Origin of the sequence: Micromonospora sp. NPDC023956, assembly GCF_040639195.1 — a bacterium.
Classification (GTDB): Bacteria; Actinomycetota; Actinomycetes; order Mycobacteriales; family Micromonosporaceae; genus Micromonospora.
The window spans coordinates 447,719-468,979 of record NZ_JBEZZN010000003.1 but is presented as its reverse complement, the minus strand read 5'-3'; the positions used below and the strand labels follow the sequence as shown (position 1 = coordinate 468,979).

Genomic DNA, 21,261 nt, shown 5'->3' with positions numbered 1-21,261 from the left:
GGGCTTCAGAGGCCGGGCAGCTGCCCGTTGCGGAACAGGTCGACGAAGAGCTGGTGGTCCCGACGGGCCTGGAGGCCGTACGTGTGGGCGAACTCCACCAGGTACGTCACGAAACCCTGCTCGTCGGCGTCGACGGCGGCGACGATCGCCTCCTCGGTGGAGTAGTCGACCAGATCGTGACTGGACTCGTCGTCGGCGACCGAGTGCATCCGGGCGACCGCCCGCCCCAGGTCGGCGATCACCCCGGCCAGGTCCTCCGCCTCGTTGACGTCGGCCCAGTCCAGGTCGGCGGCGTACGGGGAGACCTCGGCGACCAGCTGGCCCACCCCGTTCAGCTCGGTGAAGCCCAGCCACGGGTCGGCGTGCGCCTGGAGGGCCCGCTGCGACTCGGCCGTCCGGTGCCCCTGGTGCCGGAAGTAGCCGCGGACGCGCTCGTCGTCGATGTGCCGGGCCACGGCGGGCACCTGGGCCTGCTTCATGTAGATGACGACGTCGTTCTCCAGCGCCTGGGTGTGCCCCTCCAGGAGGAGGTTGTACGACGGCAGCCCGGCCGACCCGATGCCCACACCCTTGCGCAGCACCACGTCCTTGACCTGGGCGGCGACCGGACGCAGCCGGGCGGTGGACGCGGGCAGCGTGTCCAGGTAGCGGTGGAACGCCGCGCAGACCGCCTCCCGGGTCGCCTCGTCGACCTCGTAGACCCCGTCACCGAGGGAGAAGCGGCGTTCGTAGTTGTCGATGGTGGTCTGCGCGGCGAGCAGGTCGACCCGGGTGTTCAGCCGGGCCTGCTGGAGCACCTGACGCAGCACGCCGTCGGCGTTCTCCAGGGTGATCGAGCCGATCGCGTCGTCCCCGCCGTGCGCGATGGCCCGCAGCTCGGTCAGGTACGACCGGGCGAAGACCTGCACCAGGTCGCCGATCACCTGGTCGGAGAGGGCCTTGGCGTACCCGATCAGCGCCACGCTCGCCACGAACCGCTTCAGGTCCCAGGAGAACGGGCCGACGTACGCCTCGTCGAAGTCGTTGACGTTGAACACCAGCTGCCCGGAGGCGTTCATGTAGGTGCCGAAGTTCTCCGCGTGCAGGTCACCGTGGATCCACACCCGGCTGGTCCGCTCGTCGAGGAAGCGGTCGTCGGCGTACTCGCCGACCTGGTCGGCGTAGAAGAGCGAGGCGCTGCCCCGGTAGAAGGCGAACGGCGAGGCGGCCATCTTGCGGAACTTGCGACGGAAGGCCGCCGGGTCGAGGGCGATCGACGCCCCGAACTCCTCGATCAGGACGTCGACGATGTGGGCGGAACGGCGGTCCAGGGTCTGGCTCATGGACGGCCACGCTAGTCCCCGGCCGCCACGGCGTGATCATCGCGTCAGGTCCGGTGGACCGGGGCCGGTCCGGCGGGACGAATCCCACCGGACCGGCCGTGGCGGCTCCCGAAGGGGCGCAGTTCAGCGGGGTGCGCCGGACGGCACCGGCGCGACGAGCGGTCCGCCGGCCCGGCGGACCGGCGAGACGGCGTCACCCGGGTGCCGGGCACAGGTGGTGGTCATGGTCGGCGCGATCGTGGTGGACGCACCGGCGGTCACCGCGACGGGGGTGGCGGCCCGCCCCCCGGCGGCGTACCAGCAGCCCTCGGTCTGGCTCCAGTACTCCAGGTACACCTGCTGGGTGCGGTGGCCGCCGATGGTGAAGGTCCCGTTCGACCCGATGTTGACGAACGACGGGCTGGCGATGTCACCGGTGGTCGCGTTGTACGTCCAGACGTACCCACCGTCGAGCGGGGTGCCCCCCTCGGTCACCGTGCCGGTCACGCTGCCACCGGCGACCAGGTTCGCGTCCATCGCGGCGGTGGCCCCCGTGGTCACCTGGGTCAGCGTGGCGCTGAACCGGTCGGCCACGTCACCGGACCACTGCCACGCGTAGCCGGTGTTCCGGGTCGGCGCGAACTCCACCGGCCAGCGGTACGGGCCCAGGTCGGAGATGGTGTACCGGCCCTGGGCGTTCGAGCAGTTCGGCCCCCACACGTTGCCCTGGCCCGGGTGGAACGCATACGGGTAGGTGCAGATGCCGGAGACGGCCGCCCCCGTGGTCGCGTTGCGGACCATCCCGCTGATCGCCCCCGGCGGATCCATCCGGATCGGCGGCACGGTGACCGTCCGCTGGTCGAGCAGCTTGACCGTCAGCGCCTGCCGCTGGTCCCCGGTTCCGCCGTTCGCGGTCACCCACTGCGCGCCGTAGTACTTCGCCGGCGTGACGTACGGGCTGCGCGGCTGGTACGCGTAGAGCTGGACCTTGCCCCCACCGCTGAACGGCCCGATCTCCAGGCGGCCGTCCGCCGTCGAACAGTACGACTGCATGCTCGCGGACTGTCCGCCCCACTTCGGCGCGGCCAGGCGGACGCAGACCCCGCCGACCGGCGCGCCGGTGGCGGCGTCCAGCACGGTGGTGACGGCGGCGGTGGCCGGGGCCAGTGCGGTGTCCGCCCGGACGACCTGGCCACGGAGCACGTCGACGTGCCGTCCCGACTCGCCGTCGACGTAGGAGGCACCGCCGCTCACGGTCACCTCCCACCACCCGGGCGGCACCTCGTCGACCCGGACGGTGCCGTTCGTGCCGCACGCCTGTCGGCCGTTCGGTGTGCTGTGGACGTAGAGGCAGGGCCGGGGCACCGGTTGACCGGTCACCGCGTCGGTGACGGTGGCCTCGACGACGCCGAGCGGCAACCACTGTTCGTCGGCGACGACGGTGCCGCCGTCGGTGACCGTGACGAGGCCGGCGTCGTCCTGCGTCTCCTTCTGCGGGAACCACTGGGTGCCCCGGAAATTGTCGTAGACCGAGATCCGGTACTGCCCGGGAGCCAGGTTGCCGATCTCGTACCGGCCGTCACCGAGGTCCCAGGTGTAGGCGCTGGCGTCGAAGGAACCGCCGACGTCGCGCACGGTGACCGTGGCGTCGGCCGGCGTACCGCTCGGGTCGGTGATCCGGCCCCGGATCGTGCCCGCGCCCTGCCCCAGGGTCAGGTCCCGGTCCACGAGGCTGGACGTCGGAATCCACACCGTCTCCGCGTTGTGGTGGTCCGGCTCGTCGTGCCACCACCGGGTACGGAAGCCGTCCGCGTACGTCCGGATCTTGTAGCCGACACCGGTGGGCACGCCGCTGATCGTGTAGCGGCCGTTGGCGTCCGTGCAGAACTCCGCCGCGACCTCGGTGGCCGTGGTGTGCAGAGCCAGGCAGGCCCCCGCGATCGGGGTGCCCCCGGTGTCGCTGACCAGACCGGTGTAGCCGGCGGTGTCGGCAGCCGCCGGTGCGGCGAGTAGTGGAATCAGGGCGAGCGCCGCCACGGCGGCCCCCGTCGCCCGCAAGATCTTCATGGTGAGGGACCATAGCGAAGATCAGCGATATCCAAGGACCCTTTTCCCGCGCTCGGGGGTCAGTGCTCCGAGGGCGGGCGGACCACCGGTGCGGTGAGCGACTCGACCGGGCGGGGCGGCGGCGCGGCGCCCGGCGGCGGCCCGTCCGCCGGGGAGGCCAGCGGGTCCGGGCGCGGCACCCCGCCGATCCCGGACTGCTCGGCGGCGATCCTCTCCTGGAGGCGCAGGATGCCGTGCAGCAGCGCCTCCGGTCGGGGCGGGCAGCCGGGCACGTAGACGTCGACCGGGATGAGCTGGTCGACCCCCTTGGTCACCGAGTACGAGTCCCAGTACGGCCCGCCGCAGTTGGAGCAGGCCCCGAAGGAGATGACGTACTTGGGCTCGGGCATCTGGTCGTAGAGGCGCTTGATCGCCGGCGCCATCTTGTCGGTGACCGTGCCGGAGACCACCATCAGGTCGGCCTGCCGGGGACCGTGCGCGAAGGGGATCACGCCGAGCCGCATGAAGTCGTGCCGGCCCATGCTGGTCGCGATGAACTCGATCGCGCAGCAGGCCAGCCCGAAGTTGAACACCCAGAGCGAGTAGCGGCGGCCCCAGTTGAGCACGAACCGGATCGGCTCACCGAGCACTCCCGGCAACTGCACGCCGGCCTCCCTCCCGTGTCCCCGGATCACAGTCAACCACAGCACTCCGGCAGCCTCCGCCGGCAATCGGCGCGACGGCCGGTCCGGGCGGGGACGTCCCGGTGGTTCAGTACGTCGGACGCTGGAGCAAGCCGACGAACTCGGTCAGCAGCCGTTCCCGCAGGGCCGGCGGCGCGGCGTCGAGCAGGGCGTTGACCGGGGCCATCCGGTCCGGCAGGCCGGTGCCGCCGGCCAGGCCGAGACCGGCGGCCAGCCCGGCGACCAGGTCCGGGGTGAGCGCCTCGGGCGGCAGGTCGGACGCCATCGCCAGCACCTCCGCCGGCAACGTGAGGGGGCCGGCCGCCCGGGTCGCCGCCACCGCGCCGGCGAGATCCTCGCGGAACTCGGCCACCCGGGCGGCCACCGAGGCGGTGACGGTCAGGTGGACGCTCGCCGGCAGCTCGCCGTACGCCATCTGGGGCTGGGTGTGCCAGCCCCGCGCGGTCAGCTCGTCGACCAGGACGAAGAGGTCGAGCCCGGGGTCGGTGCTGGTGAAGCAGACGACGGTGGACTCCGGTTCGGCCATCAGCCGCAACCCGCCGGTGGCCCGCACCGACGCCGCCAGGTGGCGGACCGCCTCGACGGTACGGGCGGCCAACTCCACGTAACCGGCGTCGCCGATGTGCCGCAGGGTGGCGTACGCGGCGGCGATCGGCCCGCCGGACCGGGTGGAGGCGATCCCGGGATTGATCATCGTGTAGCCGGGCCAGTCGGCGAAGGCGAAGTACTGCGGGGCACGCAGCGCCGGATCCCGGTGCAGCAGCACCGAGACGCCCTTCGGGGCGTAGGCGTACTTGTGCAGGTCCACCGAGATCGAGGTGACCCCGGGCACCGAGAGGTCGAACGGGGGCACCGGCAGGCCGAGTCGCCGCAGGTAGGGCAGCGTCCAGCCGCCGAAACAGGCGTCCACGTGGCAGCGCACCCCGGACCGGGCGGCCACCGCCGCGATCTGCTCCACCGGGTCGAGCACCCCGTGCGCGTACGAGGGCGCGGAGCAGGCCACCAGTACGGTCTCCGGGCGGATCGCGGCGGCCACGTCGGCCACCTCCGGCCGCAGCGTCTCCGGCGAGACGGGCACCGGGTCGAGCGCCACCCGCAGGTAGTGCGCCGCCTTGGCGAACGCCGCGTGCGCGCTGACCGGCACCACGATCCGCGGCTCGACGATGTCGGGCCGGGCGTCCCGGGCGGCCTTCACGGCCAGGATCAGCGATTCGGTGCCCCCGCTGGTGACACTGCCCACCGCGTCCGGGGCAACCGTGCCCGGCCCACCGCCGAGCAGCGTCACCGCCGCCCCGACCAGCGCGTTCTCCATCGCCAGTAGGGACGGGAAGGCGGTCGGGTCGAGCCCGTTGACGTGCGCGCTGCCCGCGTGCGCGGCGCCGGTCAACTCGTCCAGGCCGGGCACGGCAGGGTCGTAGACGTACGCGAAGAGGCGTCCACCGTGGGTGGGACGGTCGGCGGCGCGCAGCGCCCCGATCTCCGCGAGCACCTGGTCCGCCGGTACGCCCCGCGCCGGCAACGCCGACGGCACCGCGTTCCCCGCCTCGCCCGGTACCGCGCCCGCCGGGTCGGCCAGTGTGGTGCCCGTCCCGTCGGTCGGCACCACGCCGGTCGGTCCGTCCGGGGAGTTGGCCGGTTCGGGCGGAGCCGTCCTCGCGTCGTCGGTCATCGGGTGGTCCCCTTCTCTGCGCGGTCGGCGGCGACCTGCTCGGCGGCGGCGAGTCGTTCGGCGGTCAGGTCGTAGCGGCGCAGCAGCAGCACGACCGGGCCGACCAGCAGCGCCGGCAGCACGGTGAAGCCGAGCAGCACGCCGAGGCGGGCGGTGTCGGACTGGGCCGCCGCCGAGCCGGTCGCCGAGGAGACGTATCCGGAAAGCTGGAGCACCAGGCCGTAGATGCCGGGGCCGAGGGCGAGCCCGAAGGTCTCCCCCGCCGTCCAGAGCCCGGTGAACACGCCGGCCTGGCGGCGACCGGTGCGCGCGGTGTCGTAGGCGATGCAGTCGGGGAGCATGGCCAACGCGAAGACCTGCTGCCCGGCGTAGCCACATCCGATCACCGCGACCAGCGGGTAGACCACGGCCGGGGGCAGCACCGGTGCGGCGGCCAGCGCCAGCGCGCCGACCGCGAAGATCACCGAGGCGGCGACCAGCGCGGCGCGCTTGCCCACCCGCGCGCCGACCCGGGTCCACAGCGGCATGACCAGCAGGGCGGGGCCGACGAAGCAGGCGAACAGCAGGGTCGGCCCGGTCTCCGGTTCGACCAGGATCTGGTCGGCGAAGTAGTTGACCCCGGCGAGGATGGTGGCCACCCCGGCCGACTGCACCACGAAGCAGATCAGCAGCACCCGGAACGGACGGTTGCGGCCGGCGACGGCGAGTTGCGCGCGCAGCGTCGGCTCGCTCTGGCCGACCTCACCGGCCGGGGCGCCCCGGGTGCCGAGGAACGCCCCGACTGCGCCCGTCACGATCAGGGCCGCGACGAACAGCCCCATCCAGCGGTGCCCGGGAACCCCGTCCCCACCGGCGGTGACCACCAGCGGCGCGACCGCCCCGGAGACCAGGATGGCGACCGCCAGGACGGCGATCCGCCAGCTCATCAGCCGGGTCCGCTCCGCGTAGTCGCCGGTCAGCTCGGCCGGCATCGCCACGTACGGCACCTGGAAGAAGGCGAACGCGGTCGCGGTGGCCAGGAAGGCGACCGCGACGTACACCGCGGCGGCCGGGCCGGTGCCGAACGGTGCGGCGAAGATCGCGGCGAAGAGCACGGCGAGCGCGGCCCCGGCGAGGAGGAGGTACGGCCGGCGCGCACCCCAGCGGGACCGGGTCCGGTCGGAGATCCGCCCGGCGACCGGGTTGACCAGCACGTCCCACGCCTTCGGCAGGAGCACCAGCAGGGCGGCCACGCCGGCCGCCACACCCAGGGTGTCGGTGAGGTACGGCAGCAGCAGCAGCCCCGGGACGGTGCCGAAGGCCCCGGTCGCCAGGGAGCCCAGGGCGTAACCGAGGTGCACCCGACGGGGCAGCTCAGCCGGCGGCGCGCTCATGGAGCCGAATGGTACTCACATTGTGTCCGTCATCACGTGCCCGGGTGTTCCGGCCTGCGGGGGAGGCACCGGGTGGTCGGTCGGTCCGGTGGCCGCCAGGTGGCGGCGGTGAGGTCCACCCGCTCGCCGCGCAGCGGGGCGCCCTCGGCGCGCAGCCGGGCCCCGGCCTCCCGCTCGTGGCCGGGTGGGAGCCGCCCCGCCGCGTTGACCACCCGGTGCCAGGGCACCCCGCCACCGTGCCGGGCCATGATCGACCCGACCAGTCGGGCCGACGTGCGACCGGAGCGCTCGGCCAGCGCGTCGGCGACCGCGCCGTACGTCATCACCCGGCCCGGCGGGATCCGCTCGACGAGTTCCAGCACCGCCTCGACGTACTCCTCGGGGGTCATGGCCAGCCACGATATGGGAACGGCAGCGGGCGGGGCGGGACCGACCACGCAGAATGGGCGGGTGCGCGAAGCAGTCACCACAGCCCGACGCGTCGTCGTCAAGATCGGTTCCTCCTCGCTGACCACCGCCGACGGGGGGCTGGACGAGACCCGCGTGACGGACCTGGTCGACGCCCTCGCCGCGCGGGCCGGGCACGGACGCGAGGTGGTCCTGGTCTCCTCCGGCGCGATCGCCGCCGGACTGGCCCCCCTCGGTCTGCCCCGCCGCCCGCGGGACCTGGCCACCCAGCAGGCCGCCGCGAGCGTCGGGCAGGGCCTGCTGATCGGCCGGTACGCGGCCAGTTTCGCCCGGCACGGGCTGACCGTCGGGCAGGTGCTGCTCACCGTCGACGACGTCACCCGGCGGGCGCACTACCGCAACGCGTACCGGACCCTGCGCAAGCTGCTCGACCTGCGGGCGGTGCCGATCGTCAACGAGAACGACACGGTGGCCACCGAGGAGATCAGGTTCGGCGACAACGACCGGCTCGCCGCGCTGGTGGCCGCGCTGGTCCACGCCGACCTGCTGGTGCTCCTCTCCGACGTCGACGCGCTCTGGACCGGTGATCCGACCCGGCCGGAGTCGACCCGGATCACCGAGGTCCACGGTGAGGGGGACCTCGCCGGAGTGGAGATCGGCGGGGCGGGACGGGCCGGAGTGGGCACCGGCGGCATGGTGACCAAGGTCGAGGCGGCCCGGATCGCCACCGGCTTCGGCATCCCGGTGGTGCTCACCGCCGCGCCGCTGGCCGCCGCCGCGCTGGCCGGCGAGCCGGTGGGCACCTTCTTCCACCCGGTACGCCAGCGGCCCACCGCCCGGCTCTTCTGGCTGGCCCACGCCACCTCGCCCCGGGGCCGGCTGCACCTGGACCCGGGTGCGGTCCAGGCGGTGGTGGGCCGACGCAAGTCCCTGCTCCCGGCCGGTATCACCGCCGTCGACGGCGCGTTCACCGCCGGGGACCCGGTCGACCTGGTGGACGACGAGGGCGCGCCGGTCGCCCGGGGACTGGTCAACTACGACGCGGTGGAGCTGCCCGGCCTGCTCGGACGCTCCACCTCCGAACTCGCCGCGGCACTCGGCCCGGCGTACGAGCGTGAGGTGGTCCACCGCGACGACCTGGTGCTGCTGTGACGGTGACGGGTGCGCCGGGGCGGGATGGTCGCAGGGGTCCCCTGCCCCGCAGGAAGCGGTGACCGGGGCCCCCTCCTGACAGGAAGGTGAAAGATGAGCGTTACCGAGCAGGCCCGTCGGGCGCGGGAGGCGGCGGAGGCGTTGGCGGTGGCGACGCGGACCGTGAAGGACGCCGCTCTGCACGCGATGGCCGACGCGCTGGTGGCGCGTACGCCGGAGATCCTGACCGCGAACGGGGCGGACCTGGCCGCCGGGCGGGAGGCCGGGCTGAGCGCGGCGGTGCTGGACCGGCTGGCGCTGGACACCGACCGGGTGGCCGGGATCGCCGACGCGCTGCGGCAGATGGCGGCGCTGCCCGACCCGGTCGGCGAGGTGGTGCGCGGCTCCACGCTGCCGAACGGGTTGGAGCTGCGTCAGGTCCGGGTGCCGTTCGGGGTGGTCGGGATCATCTACGAGGCCCGGCCGAACGTCACCGTCGACGCCGCCGGGATCTGCCTGAAGTCCGGCAACGCCGCGCTGCTGCGCGGGTCGTCCTCGGCGGCGCACTCGAACGGGGCGCTGGTGGCGGTGCTGCGCGACGCGGTCGCCTCGGCCGGGCTGCCGGCGGACGCGGTGCAGCTGCTCGACGCCACCTCGCGCGACTCGGTCAAGGAGCTGATGCGGGCCCGGGGCCTGGTGGACGTGCTGATCCCGCGCGGCGGGGCGTCGCTGATCCGGACGGTGGTCGAGGAGTCGACGGTGCCGGTGATCGAGACCGGGGTGGGCAACTGCCACGTCTACGTGGACGCCACCGCCGACCTGGCGAAGGCGGTCGCCATCACCCTGAACGCCAAGACCCAGCGCCTCTCGACCTGCAACACCGCCGAGTCGCTGCTGGTGCACGCCGACGTCGCGGACGCCTTCCTGCCGCCGGTGCTGGCCGCGTTCGCCGAGGCCGGGGTGACCGTGCACGGCGACGCGCGGGTGGCCGCGTACTCGACGGCGGTGGTGCCCGCCACCGACGAGGACTTCGCCACCGAGTACCTGTCGGCGGACATCTCGGCCGCCGTCGTCGACTCGCTGGACGGGGCGGTCGCGCACATCCGGCGGTACGGCAGCGGCCACACCGAGGCGATCGTCACCGACTCGCAGGCGGCGGCCCGGGAGTTCGTGGCCCGGGTGGACTCGGCGGCGGTGATGGTGAACGCCTCCACCCGGTTCACCGACGGGGGCGAGTTCGGCTTCGGCGCGGAGATCGGCATCTCCACCCAGAAGCTGCACGCCCGGGGGCCGATGGGCCTGCCCGAGCTGACCAGCACCACGTACGTGGTGACCGGCGACGGTCACCTGCGCGAATGACCGTGCTCGCGGTCGGGGTCGACGGCGCGTCGCCGGCCCCGACCGCGAGCGAGGACCGGGGCGCCACCCTCACCGAGGGTGTTCGGGTAGTCGACACGCCGATACTGACTATCGGATTCACGACACCCATCTACCGGGAAAAATGATCACATGTCTTCATGATCACCCCCACTCCCCTCATGCGCCTCGTGACCGGTTACTGGGCCTTCAAGACCCTCGCCGCCGCCGTCGAACTCGACCTGTTCGGACGGCTCGCCGACGGGCGGGTGGTCACCCGCCAGGACGTCGAGAAGGAGTTCGGGCTGCCCGAGCGGCCGGCCGACCTGCTGCTCTCCGCGTGCGCCTCGCTCGGTCTGCTGGAGAAGGCCGGTGACGGCTACCGCAACACCGAACTCTCCGAGCAGTTCCTCGTCCCCGGTCGGCCGCACTACTTCGGTGGCCAGGTGCGCTACTGCGACGAGCGCACCTACCTGCCCTACCACCGGCTGAGCGAGGCGCTGCGCACCGACCGGCCGCTGACCTGGGACCCGGAGACCCAGGACTCGCTCTTCACCACCGCCGACCCGGAGATGCTGGCGCTGTTCTGGGAGGCGATGTACTCCACCTCGGCCTTCACCGCCCAGGCGCTCGGCGCGGCGTACGACTTCGGTGACCGCCGGCGCCTGCTCGACGTCGGCGGCGGGGCCGGGGCCTTCCCGATCGAACTGTGCCGGCGGTACCCCGAGCTGCGGGCGACCATCCTCGACCTGCCGCACGTCACCGCCAAGGCGGCGGAGAAGATCGCCGCCGCCGGGCTGACCGACCGGATCGGCACGACCGACGGCAACTTCCTCACCGACCGGGCCCTGCCGACCGGCCACGACGTGATCCTGCTGAGCATGATCCTGCACGACTGGAACGAGGCGCAGAACCGGTCGATCCTGGCCAAGTGCCACGACGCGCTCCCCTCCGGCGGGGCGATCGTGATCTGCGAACTCCTGCTCGACGACGAGCGGACCGGTCCACCGGCGGCGGCCCTGATGGGCATGACCATGCTCGTCGAGACCGAGGGCGGCCGGAACTACTCCGGGGCCGAGTACACCGCCTGGTTGACCGAGGCCGGCTTCACCGACGTACGGACGATCGCGTTCGACGCGCCGGGGGCCAACGGCGCGGTGGTGGCCCGCCGGCCCTGACGCCCGCAGCCGCCCGGGGTCGGGTCAGCGGAACGCGCGGACCACCGCGAGCGTGGTGTGCACGTCGAACTGGTGGCCGCCGTCGCTGTCCCAGCCGCCGTCGCTGCGTTGGGTGGCGGCGAGCCGGTGGCGGGCGGCCACCAGCGTCCACTCCGCCGCCGGCACGTCCGCCCGGCGCAGGGTCGCTGCCAGCCAGGCCACGTCGGCCGGAGACAGCTCACGCATCCGCTCGTCGAGCACCGCCCGGATCCGCGCCGCCTCGTCGTACGCCTGCTGGAGGTGCAGCACAGCAGCGCTGAGCCAGCCCACCGGCAGGTACGACGGCCAGGTGCCGTCCGGGCGGAGGGCGGCGGCCAGGGCGCGGGCGGCGGCGTGCACGACACCGGCGTACGCCCCGCCCACCCGGTGATCGAGCGGCCCGGCGGCCCGGGCGTCCAGGCCGGCGACGCTGAGCCGGAAGGCGGCGTTGGCGGTGAGGTAGAGCCGTGCCTCCGGGTCACCGGGGCGGGCCCAGGCCGGGGCGGTGTCGGCCAGCGCCGGGTCCTCCTCCCAGCAGCCGTCGCGCCGCTGCCCGGCGGCGAGCCAGTCCAGCGCCCTCCGGGCGGCCGGACGGCCGAGCGCACCGAGGTCGTCCAGTTCGCCGAGGCGGAAACAGGTGGCGTCCACCGAGGTGACGTCGCCCGCCCACACCGCCGGCCAGCCGCCGTCGGGGGCCTGTCCCACCTCGGCCGAGTCGAGGATCTCGGGTGCGGGCGGCGTGCCGGCGCGGAGCCAGTTGAGCCGCGCGCGCTCCACCGCGTCACCGTGTGCCACGACGAAGCCGATGGCGGCGTCCAGATCGACCACGACGACGACGCTACCGACCCCGGCCGGATTCCGCCTCGGTAGCTCGGCCGGCGAAATACCAGCCGGTGGGGGTACCCGGACGCGGATTGGACAGGTCAGGGGCCCGGCCGAACGGCCGGGCCCCTGACCGACGACTCAGTACGCGGGCAGCGTGGGATCGATCTGCTTGATCCAGGAGAGCACCCCGCCCTGAACGTGCACCGCGTCGGTGAAACCGGCCGCCTTGAGCGCGGCGAGCGCCTCGGCGGAGCGGACGCCGGACTTGCAGTGCAGCACGATCTGCCGGTCCTGCGGGAACCTCGACAGCGCCTCGCCGGAGAGGATCTCGCCCTTGGGGATCAGGGTGGCTCCGGGGATGCGGACGATCTCGTACTCGGCCGGCTCCCGGACGTCGACCAGGAAGACGTCCTTCCCCGCGTCCTGCCACTCCTTCAGCTCGGCGGCGGTGATGGTCGCGTCGACCACCGCCTCCTGCGCCTCGACCGAGACCGCGCCGCAGAAGTCCTCGTAGTCCTCCATGAGGTCGGTGAGGGTCGCGTTCTCGCCGCAGAGGACGCAGTCCGGGTCCTTCCGGACCTTGATCTTGCGGTAGCTCATCTCCAGGGCGTCGTAGACCATCAGCCGGCCGACCAGGGGCTCGCCGATGCCGGCGAGCAGCTTGATCGCCTCGTTCACCTGGATCGAGCCGATCGAGGCGCAGAGCACGCCGAGCACGCCGCCCTCCGCGCAGGAGGGGACCATGCCGGGCGGCGGGGGCTCCGGGTAGAGGCAGCGGTAGCAGGGGCCGTGCTCGGCCCAGAACACCGACGCCTGACCGTCGAAGCGGTAGATCGACCCCCAGACGTACGGCTTCCCGAGCAGCACCGCCGCGTCGTTGACCATGTACCGGGTGGCGAAGTTGTCGGTGCCGTCGACGATCAGGTCGTACCGGGAGAAGATGTCGCGGACGTTGTCCCGGTCCAGCGCGGTGTTGTGGATCTCGACGGTGACCAGCGGGTTGATCTCGCGGATCGTCGCGGCGGCGGACTCGGCCTTGGACCGGCCGACGTCGGACTGGCCGTGGATGACCTGGCGCTGGAGGTTGGACTCGTCGACCGTGTCGAAGTCGATGATGCCGAGGGTGCCCACCCCGGCCGCGGCCAGGTACATCAGGGCGGGTGAGCCGAGGCCGCCCGCGCCCACGCAGAGCACCCGGGCGTTCTTCAGCCGCTTCTGCCCCTCCACCCCGACGTCCGGGATGATCAGGTGGCGCGAGTAGCGGCGGATCTCGTCAACGGTCAGCTCGGCGGCGGGCTCGACGAGCGGGGGCAACGACACGGTGGACTCCCCGGGATCGGCGTTGGGTTGCCGCGCCATTGTCGCTCGCCGGGCCGCCGGTCGGCCATGAGGAGGGACACCCCGCCCGACATGCGGGAGCGGGAATAACCAACGGTCGCCCCCGACCTCCGGGAGCGGCGACGACCAGCGTGGACGCGGGTCAGGGGATGAGGTCACCGGCGTACCGGCGGCCGTCGAGGTACGGCCAGGCGTTGGCGACGCAGCCGGCCAGGCCGTACGTCTGCTGCTGCATCACCGGGGCGGGTCGGCCGGGGCCGGGGCAGGCCTCGTGCAGCTCGCCGAACTCGTGCCCGACCTCGTGGTTGATCACGTACGCCTGGTAGACGGCGAGCGGCGCGGCGTAGTCCGGTACCGCGGTGAGCCACCGGTCCAGGTTGATGATCACCTTCCCGGGCAGCCGGCAGGAGCTGTAGCCGGCGGTGTGCAGGCCACCCTCGGCGCACATCCGCTCGGAGGTGACGGCGGTGGCCAGGTAGACGGTGAAGTCCGCGGCCCCCGCCCCGGCGACCCGCTGCACCCGTAGCTCGCCCGAGGCGATCCAGCTGCGGGGATCGGCCAGCGTCGCGTCGACGGTGGCGGCGAACTCGGCCGGCTCCTGGCCGGTGCCGGTCTCCACGGCCACCCGGTACCGGTGGACCGGACCGTCGGTACCGGCCACCGGTGAACCGCCCGCCACTGCCAGGAAACGACCGTCCCCGTCGGCGGCTCGGCGCTGCTCACCGGCACCGTGGTCGCTCCGGGCCGCCGAGGGCCGGTCGTCCGGCTCCGTGCTCGGGCCCGGCACGGGGGCCGGGGCGCCGCCGCCCTCGGTCCGCCCCCGGGGACCGGGGCCGGTCGGGGTGGTGGCGGACCAGAGCAGGGCCAGCGCCGCCACTGCCGCCACCAGCAGGGCCAGCAGTGCGCGGGGGCGGAACCGACGGCGGCCGGCATCCGTGACCGCTCCGCCCACCCCGGCGGGAGGGCCACCGACCGGGTCGTGGGGGGCGGCGGGAGCACCGGGTCCGCCGAGAGGCATGAACCTTCGCATACCAGCAGGATGCACGGTGAAACCGAATGAATATTCTGATTCGCGTAGAAACCGCATATCTGCGGGCCGGCGACGGGGCGCCACCCCATCCGACGCCACGCCCACCCCGCGACCGCCGGCGACGGGGTGCCGCCAGCGGTCACCCGGCCATCGGGCGCCGGCAGCGGGCGAGTCCCGCCCGGAGGTCACGGCGCAGTGCCCGGTCCAGACCGGGCTGGGCGAGAGCGTGGGAGAAATCCCGGGCGGCTTCCTCCCACCGGCCCAGGCGCAGCAACGCCGTACCCCGGTTGTAGCGCGGCACGGGCGCCGCCGACAGCGCGACCGCCCGGTCCAGGTCGGCCACGGCGGCGGCGATCTCGCCGCGTTCGAACCGGACGGCCGCCCGGTTGGTCCACGCCTCCACCAGCTCCGGATCCCGGGCCAGGGCCCGGGTGAGCAGATCGTCGGCTTCGGCGGCGTTGCCCCGCTCCGAGCAGATCAGCCCGAGGGTGCACAGCAGTGCGGCATCCTGGGGAGCGCGGGCCAGCCCGGCCCGCGCGCCGGCCTCGGCCGCGTCCAGCGCGCCACGCTCCCGGTGCAGGTTGACCAGGGCGATCCGGGCGTCGAGGTGCCCGGGGTCGATGGCGAGCACGCGCTCCAGGTCGTCGCGGGCCCGACCGACACGGCCCCGCTCCTGCTGGAGCACGGCCCGGTTGTAGTACGCCTCGGGCAGGTGCGGACCCAGCCGGATCGCGGTGCCGTAGTCCCGGATCGCGGCGACAGAGCGGCCCGCCGCCCGGTGCAGGGCCGCGCGGTCCACGTAGTACTCGCAGTTGCCCGGGTCGTGGCCGATCACCGTGTCCAGGTCGGCCAGGGCCCGTGCCGGATCGCCGAGGGCGAGGTGCACCTGCGCCCGGTTGTGGCGGAGCCGGGCCAGGTCCTGCGGGCGCTCGCCGGGGGCGAGCACCGCCGCCAGCCGGGCCAGGCCGTCGTCGATCAGCCGTAGCGCACGGTCGGGCTCACCGGCCCTGCTGTCCAACAGCGCCAGGCCCTGCTCGTAGAAGACGGTGGAGATCGTGCGTTGCCGGGGATCGTCGAGGCCGGCGGCGAGGTCGAGGGCCCGCTCCAGCCAGTGCCGCGCCCGTGCCGCCTCCTGGTCGGCCGCCGGCAGGTGCCGGGCGTATAGCATGGCGGTGGAGTACGCCGCCGACATGATGATCTTGGGGTCGTCGGTGGTGGCGCGTACCTCGTCGTAGAGCTGTAGGGCCTCGGTGGGGCGGTCCAGCGCCACCAGGGCGGTGGCCAGGCCGGTGGTGAACGCCCACCAGTGCCGCAGATCGTCGGCCGGGGTGACCGTGGCGCGACCGTGACGGGCGACCCGGGCCGCGTGGTGGTAGAAGCCGCACGCCAGGCTCTCACCGAGGGCGGCGCGGACGGCCTCCGGCGCCGGGTCGGCCACCGGTGCCCGGCGGTCGCCGCCGTCGCGTAGATCCAGCCGCAGCGGGGACGACCCGACCCGGCGCACCAGGGTCTCGATCAGCTCGCGGGTGGTCTCGTCAGCGTCGGCGACGTGGGAGAACCGTACCGTGACCGGGCGACGGAGCCGGCCCGCCCAGGCCGCCACGAACTCCGCGGCACCGTAGGCCAGGCAGGCGGTGCGTCGCGCCGGATGGAACCGGATCGGCTCCTCCTCCGCCGCAGGTCGTGCCGCCCGGTCGAGGCCGGACGCGATGGCCTGGAGCTCGACCCGGTGGCGGGCGGCCAGGCGGGGACGGTCGGTGGCGACGCGGCCGAGGAAGTCGGCGACCCCGGCGTACGGCCCGAGGTCGCGGTGGCAGTCGTAGTCACCGGACACATCGGTCACGACCGGGCCGATCGCCGAATGGGCGGGCGCCCGAGGGCGCCCGCCCGGCCGGCAACTACCAGCACCACTCGAACCACAGCCGGCGGGCGCCGGACACCAGGCGCAGGGCGCTCGTGCGGCGGATGGCCATCTTCCTCATGGGACCTCCATTGTGATTCACTTCAGGACCGCCCGAGCGTAAACCCGATCTTGCGATATATGAAGACTTCTCGCGAACAGAGCGATGATGGTCGAGGTTCCTCGGGATGCCGGCAACGCGGCTGGTCACCGTGGGTGCGGATGCCAATCGGCCGAGTGATCGCCGCGAGCGGTGGAGTGCCCGGCGCGAGCGGCCGACGCCATTCGCCGGCGGCGACGGACCGGATGGCCGACGGCGCCGCACCGGCCTATTGATTGACGAAAGCCAATGCCCGAGTCGGCTGCGGGAGGAGGGGCCTCAGAGCCGGGGGCCCGCGTACCGCCGACCGTCGAGGTACGGCCACGGGTTCGCGACGCAGCCCTTCAGGAAGAGCGTCTGCTGCATCATCACCGGCGCCGGACGCCCCGGCCTCGGGCAGCGCTCGTGCCGGTACCCCAGCTCGTGGCCGACCTCGTGGTTCACCACGTACGCCCGGTAGACGGCCAGCGGCACCCCGGCGTCGACGAAGTGCGGCACCGACGTCCGCCACCGGTCGAGGTTGAGGATCACCTTCCCGGGCGCCCGGCAGGAGGTGTACGGCCGGCCGCCGACCCGGATGTTCACCCCGCCGGCCGCGCACATCCGGGCCGCCGTCCGGGCGGTCACCAGGTACACGGTGAAGTCGTGCGGCGCGTTCCCCGGCACCCGTTGCAGGCGGAGCCGCCCACTGCCGATCCAGCTGCCCGGCGCGGCGAGCACCTGCTCCACCTCGGCACCGAACGCCCGGACGTCCTCTCCGGAACCCGCCTCCACCGCCACCCGGTAGCGGCGCAGGGTGCCGGCACGTCCGAGCAGCTCACCCGGGCGGTCGTCGTAGCCGAAGGTGCCCCGACCGCCGGACGGCACCGGACCCGGCATCCGCAGCGGAGGCGGTGCGGCGACGCTCGGCGACGCCGACAGCGACGGTGACGGTGCGGCCAGAGGGGCGGCCGACCCGACCGAGGCCGGCTCGGTGGTGGCCGGTCCGGTGCCGGACCGGGCGGGCAGTACGGCCGACACGACCACGGCCGCGGCGGCCGAGCCGGCCAGGACGTACGCCAGGATCGTCCCGAGTGGACGACGGAAGCGGGAGGACAGGGACATCCCGCTCAGCGTGCCATGTCACCCCCGGTCCCGCACACGCGCCACGTCGTCGAGAAGTCCCAGTACCGCGCGGGCCACCGTGCGGGGCAGCTCCATCTGGGCGACGTGCCCGGCGTCGAGCATCAACAGCCGGCTGTCCGGGATCACCTGGGCGGTCTGCGGGGCCACCCGTACGTCGATCAGCCGGTCCTGCCGTCCACCGATCACCAGGGTCGGGGCCCGCACCGCGCGGGCCATCTGCCACAGCGAACCCGAACCCGGCAGGTACGACCGCAGGAAGCTGGAGACGATCCCCCGGAAGGTGCGCACGTACGCGGCGGCGTGGTGCTCGGTCTGGTGCCGGAGCCGCAGCTCCTCCAGCGCCTCGCGACGACGCTGCTCACCGATCCGGGTGAGGTCGGCGATGCACGCCTCCATCACCTGCTGGGCCATCACCTCGGGGGCCAGTTGGGCCAGCCGCCAGGCGGCCAGCCGCTCGCCCCGGGGGATCACCAGCAGGGGCAGCATCCGTCCCTGCAACGAGCGGCGGAAGTCGAGGAAGGGCAGAGCCGGCGAGATCAGCGTCAACGAGCGGACCAGCTCCGGCCGCAGCGCCGCCACCCGGACCGCCACCGCCCCGCCCAGCGAGTTGCCGAACAGGTGCACCGGCCCCCGGTCGGAGTACTCGATCCACCGGACGATCCGGTCGGCGAAGGCCCCGATGGTGTAGCGCGGGGCCGGGTCGCTGTGCCCGAACCCGGGCAGGTCGACGGCCTGACCGTCCAGCCGGCCGGCGAGCAGCCCGGCCAGGTCGGTCCAGTTCTGCGCCGACCCGGCCAGACCGTGCACGTAGAGCGCCGGTTCCGCGTCCGGGGCGGTGGCCGGGGTGTCCCGGACGTGGATGACCGAGCCGTCGAGGAGCACCGACCGGCCGGGCCAGGGCGGCGGGATCCGGTCGGCCGGGAGCAGGTCGTCCGGGCCGAGCGTGGCGGGCTTCATGTCTCCAGTCTGCCGCCGGATGCTCAGGTCAGCAGCGCTTCCAACCGCCGGTTGACCGCGGCGAGGGTGGCCCGGACCACCGCCTGCCGGGGATCGGCCCCGGAGACCAGCGCCGACCCGGCCAGTTGCTCGACCCAGCCGTCGCAGACCAGCAGGACGACCACCGTGGCCACCTCACAGGTGCCGAAGGGCACCACGGCGGCGTGCTCGACGAAGCACCGCCCGCGTCCGGATCCGGCGATCCGGAGCAGTTCGTCGACGGCCGCCGCGGCGGCCACCGCGCAGAGGCGCAGGACGTACCCGTCGACGGCCGGCCCGACGGCGCGGCCGGCGGCGTTGCGCTCGCCGGCCAGCAGGCGGACCTCGACGTCCGCGTCGAGGCCGAAGGTGCTGACCTGCACGTGGTCGATCACCACCCGGGGACCGGGGGCACCACCGGTGTCCAGCGGCCGGGACGGCGCGGTCTCCGTCGTGGTCCGCTGCCCGCCCGAGTACGAGGCAGCCAGCGTCGCCGGACTCCCGGTGGCCGCCACGGGGCTGCCGGTGGCCGCCCCGCCGAAGGCGGCCCAGGGGGTCGGTTGCTCCTCCACGCTGGCCCGGCCCCGGGGCGTGCCGGGCTGTTGGCGACGACGGCGTACGTCGGCCGGCAACTCGGCCCGGTTCTCCGGCGGGGGTGCCATCCGGCGGCGCACCGGCGGGTCGGGTACGGGTGCCGGGCCGGGCAGGTGCGGCGCGGCGGCCAGCCCCATCCGCTCCTGGAGCAGGCGGGCGACCATGCGGCTCACCTCGGCCGCGTCCGCCCCGTCCGCGAGGTCGAGCCGCAGGCTGTGCGCGCCGGCGGCGGTGCGGCGCAGCGACGCGTCGTGCACCCCGGCCACGCCCCGGACGGCGTCGAGGATCGCGTTGACGTCGAACCCCTCGGGGCGCTCCTGCGGCGGTGCCGGCTCGTCCTCCCGTCTCAGGTGGGTGGCGATGCGGGCGAGTTCGGGGGTCTGGGCGGGGGGCTCCACGGCTGGCGGCTCCGGCACGACGGGCACATCCGGCTCGGCGGGTACGCGCTGGGGCAGCACCGCCGGCGTACCGGCCGGATGCCGGTCGGCGACGGTGGACGGAGCCGGGGACACCGGGTCGGGCGCGGATCGACGGGCCGTGTACGGGGGTGCGCTCGCCGGGGCGGGCGCGGGCGGGAAGGAATCGGACCGCCCGGTCCCGCCCGTGGCGGGTGCCGCGAGGGGACCGGCACCGGGGCGGTCCGGATGGCGACCGACCGACGGGGGATGGTCGGCCTCGGCGGCCTCGGGCCGGAGCCGGAAGGGCCGGAGGGTACGGGTCTCGGGACGGGCGCCGGACGGGTCGGTCGGGTCGACCGGGGACGGCACGGGTGGGGCGCTGGACGGCACGGCCGACGGGCGAGCCGACGCCCAGCTGGTCTGGTCCATCGGCGGATACGGTCGGCGCGGCTCCGACTCCGGCTCGGGGGAGCGCCGGCCGGCGACCCGGTACGGCGCGCCGGGCTCCGCCGACGGCACTCGCGGGTCACCCGTCTCGGCGGCCCGGTACGGCGTGGGCTCCGTCGTCGGTGTCCGGGCGGCAGCGGGCTCGGCCGGGGGTGTTCGGCCGGAACCGGGCTCCGGCCGGGGTGCCCGGCCGGCATCGGGCTCCGGTGCGGGCGTCCGGGCGACGGCGGGGTCGGTCGACGGCAGCCGGGCCGGGTCGGCGAGGCGACGCGGCTCGGGCTCCCGGGCGGCGGGCGGCGGCGTCCAGGCCGGCGGCACGTCCTCGCGGGGCCGTTCCTCGCGGGGCCGGCGACCGGTCGGCTCGTCGTCCTCGCGGTGCCGCTCGGCGCGGGACCGCCGGCCACCGCCTTGCTCGCGGGACCACGGCGGCGCCCAGCCACCCCCGGCCCAGCTGGGACGCTCCGGCTCGGTGGGCGGATTCCAGGGCCGGCGCTCCGCGTCGACGCCGGACACTGCCGGCCCGGGGTCGATCGGGTACGGGTCGGCGGGGTACGCGTCGGTCGGGTGACGGTCGGCGGGGTACGCGTCGGTCGGGTACCGGTCGGCCGGCTCGCCCCGGGCCGGGGAGCCGGTCGGTGTGCCCCCCGCGCCCGGACCGTCGGCCGGCTGTGCCGCGACGGACGGCGTCGAACGCGACGGCAGGGTGTCGAACCCGGCGGGCGGCGGGGTCGGGGGCACCGACTCCGGGCGGCTCCCCTCCGGCCGGCGCTGGCCGGCGGGCTCTGGGCCCTCGCTCGGTTCCGGGCCGACCCGACGTTCGACGGTCGGGGCCGGGGGCTCGTCCGAGGCGTGCCGCGCCGCCCTGCCCTCGGCGGACAGCGCCGGGTACCCGCCGGTGGGATGGCGGAGCGGGTCGGCGTCCACCGCGGGGCGGATCGACGTCCCACCACTTCCCACCACCGGATACCCGCCGGTGGGGTGGCGGACGGCGGGGCCGTCCGAGGGCAGCACCGGCTGCCCGCCGGTCGGATGCCGGAGGGCGGCCTCCCGTCCCGGCTCACCGGCCTGCTCCAGCGCGGGCGCGGGCCGCTGCGCCGGGACGGCGAGGCGACCGTGATCGGGTTCACCGGCCAGCCCGGGAGGCGCGCTGACCGGCACCTGTCGCGCGCTCGGGGACTCGTCGCGGTGGGCGTGGCCGTTGAGCCGCCGGCCGTTGACCCGGCTCGGCAGCTCGCTCACCTCGTCGATGCCGGGCATCGGGGCGGGCAGGTCGCCGTGCTCCGGCGACGACGAAGCCCAGCCGCGGCCCGAATCGGCGGGACGCCACTGGCTCCGGGCCGGTTCC

The 21,261-nt window shown here is 74.5% G+C and carries 17 protein-coding genes; 4 read left to right on the top strand and 13 right to left on the bottom strand.

All coding sequences use genetic code 11. The features are described 5' to 3' along the window. Positions 1-5 precede the first annotated feature (5 nt). The 6 genes from AB0F58_RS08350 to AB0F58_RS08325 all read right to left on the bottom strand — a co-directional run bounded on the left by AB0F58_RS08350 (position 6) and on the right by AB0F58_RS08325 (position 7,482). Positions 6-1,322 (bottom strand): DUF2252 domain-containing protein, encoded by a 1,317-nt coding sequence (locus AB0F58_RS08350; protein ID WP_357139785.1) that lies wholly within the window; start codon positions 1,320-1,322, stop codon positions 6-8. Positions 1,323-1,445: 123 nt separating this feature from the next. Further along, entirely contained in the window at positions 1,446-3,368 is a 1,923-nt protein-coding gene (locus AB0F58_RS08345) for a carboxypeptidase-like regulatory domain-containing protein (RefSeq protein ID WP_357139782.1), read from the bottom strand. Between the two features lie 59 nt (positions 3,369-3,427). Continuing rightward, positions 3,428-4,012: an NADH-quinone oxidoreductase subunit B family protein gene (locus AB0F58_RS08340; RefSeq protein ID WP_357139780.1), complete on the bottom strand. Its 585-nt coding sequence runs from the start codon at positions 4,010-4,012 to the stop codon at positions 3,428-3,430. A gap of 106 nt (positions 4,013-4,118) precedes the next feature. Next, positions 4,119-5,720, bottom strand: coding sequence for an aminotransferase class V-fold PLP-dependent enzyme (locus AB0F58_RS08335; protein WP_357139779.1), 1,602 nt, complete (start codon positions 5,718-5,720; stop codon positions 4,119-4,121). Further along, complete coding sequence (locus AB0F58_RS08330) at positions 5,717-7,093, bottom strand: MFS transporter (RefSeq protein ID WP_357139776.1); 1,377 nt, start codon at positions 7,091-7,093, stop codon at positions 5,717-5,719. Before AB0F58_RS08330 ends, AB0F58_RS08335 begins: the two co-directional genes overlap by 4 nt. A 32-nt stretch (positions 7,094-7,125) precedes the next feature. Continuing rightward, positions 7,126-7,482, bottom strand: coding sequence for an MGMT family protein (locus AB0F58_RS08325; protein ID WP_357139774.1), 357 nt, complete (start codon positions 7,480-7,482; stop codon positions 7,126-7,128). 13 nt (positions 7,483-7,495) lie between these two features. Between AB0F58_RS08325 and proB the strand changes: the two genes are divergently transcribed. The 4 genes from proB to AB0F58_RS08305 all read left to right on the top strand — a co-directional run bounded on the left by proB (position 7,496) and on the right by AB0F58_RS08305 (position 11,166). Next, entirely contained in the window at positions 7,496-8,653 is a 1,158-nt protein-coding gene (gene proB, locus AB0F58_RS08320) for a glutamate 5-kinase (RefSeq protein WP_357140435.1), read from the top strand. A 93-nt stretch (positions 8,654-8,746) separates the two neighbouring features. After that, a complete protein-coding gene (locus tag AB0F58_RS08315; protein ID WP_357139772.1) occupies positions 8,747-9,991 on the top strand; it encodes a glutamate-5-semialdehyde dehydrogenase in 1,245 nt (414 codons plus the stop codon). After that, complete coding sequence (locus AB0F58_RS08310; protein ID WP_357139769.1) at positions 9,988-10,137, top strand: hypothetical protein; 150 nt, start codon at positions 9,988-9,990, stop codon at positions 10,135-10,137. Before AB0F58_RS08315 ends, AB0F58_RS08310 begins: the two co-directional genes overlap by 4 nt. A 12-nt stretch (positions 10,138-10,149) precedes the next feature. Next, a complete protein-coding gene (locus AB0F58_RS08305; protein ID WP_357139767.1) occupies positions 10,150-11,166 on the top strand; it encodes a methyltransferase in 1,017 nt (338 codons plus the stop codon). A gap of 24 nt (positions 11,167-11,190) precedes the next feature. Here the strand turns inward: AB0F58_RS08305 and AB0F58_RS08300 are convergent, their stop codons facing one another. The 7 genes from AB0F58_RS08300 to AB0F58_RS08270 all read right to left on the bottom strand — a co-directional run bounded on the left by AB0F58_RS08300 (position 11,191) and on the right by AB0F58_RS08270 (position 20,618). Beyond that, on the bottom strand, positions 11,191-12,069 hold the full coding sequence (locus AB0F58_RS08300) for a squalene--hopene cyclase (RefSeq protein ID WP_357140432.1): 879 nt from the start codon (positions 12,067-12,069) through the stop codon (positions 11,191-11,193). Between the two features lie 78 nt (positions 12,070-12,147). Next, entirely contained in the window at positions 12,148-13,368 is a 1,221-nt protein-coding gene (gene moeZ, locus AB0F58_RS08295; protein WP_357139764.1) for an adenylyltransferase/sulfurtransferase MoeZ, read from the bottom strand. Between the two features lie 121 nt (positions 13,369-13,489). Further along, entirely contained in the window at positions 13,490-14,377 is an 888-nt protein-coding gene (locus tag AB0F58_RS08290; protein ID WP_357139762.1) for a DUF3152 domain-containing protein, read from the bottom strand. Between the two features lie 139 nt (positions 14,378-14,516). Then, positions 14,517-16,220: a tetratricopeptide repeat protein gene (locus tag AB0F58_RS08285; protein ID WP_357139760.1), complete on the bottom strand. Its 1,704-nt coding sequence runs from the start codon at positions 16,218-16,220 to the stop codon at positions 14,517-14,519. A 436-nt stretch (positions 16,221-16,656) separates the two neighbouring features. Beyond that, complete coding sequence (locus AB0F58_RS08280) at positions 16,657-17,481, bottom strand: DUF3152 domain-containing protein (protein WP_357139757.1); 825 nt, start codon at positions 17,479-17,481, stop codon at positions 16,657-16,659. An 18-nt stretch (positions 17,482-17,499) separates the two neighbouring features. Further along, positions 17,500-18,459 (bottom strand): alpha/beta hydrolase, encoded by a 960-nt coding sequence (locus AB0F58_RS08275; RefSeq protein ID WP_357139755.1) that lies wholly within the window; start codon positions 18,457-18,459, stop codon positions 17,500-17,502. A 23-nt stretch (positions 18,460-18,482) separates the two neighbouring features. Further along, positions 18,483-20,618: a hypothetical protein gene (locus tag AB0F58_RS08270; RefSeq protein ID WP_357140429.1), complete on the bottom strand. Its 2,136-nt coding sequence runs from the start codon at positions 20,616-20,618 to the stop codon at positions 18,483-18,485. Positions 20,619-21,261: the final 643 nt, after the last annotated feature.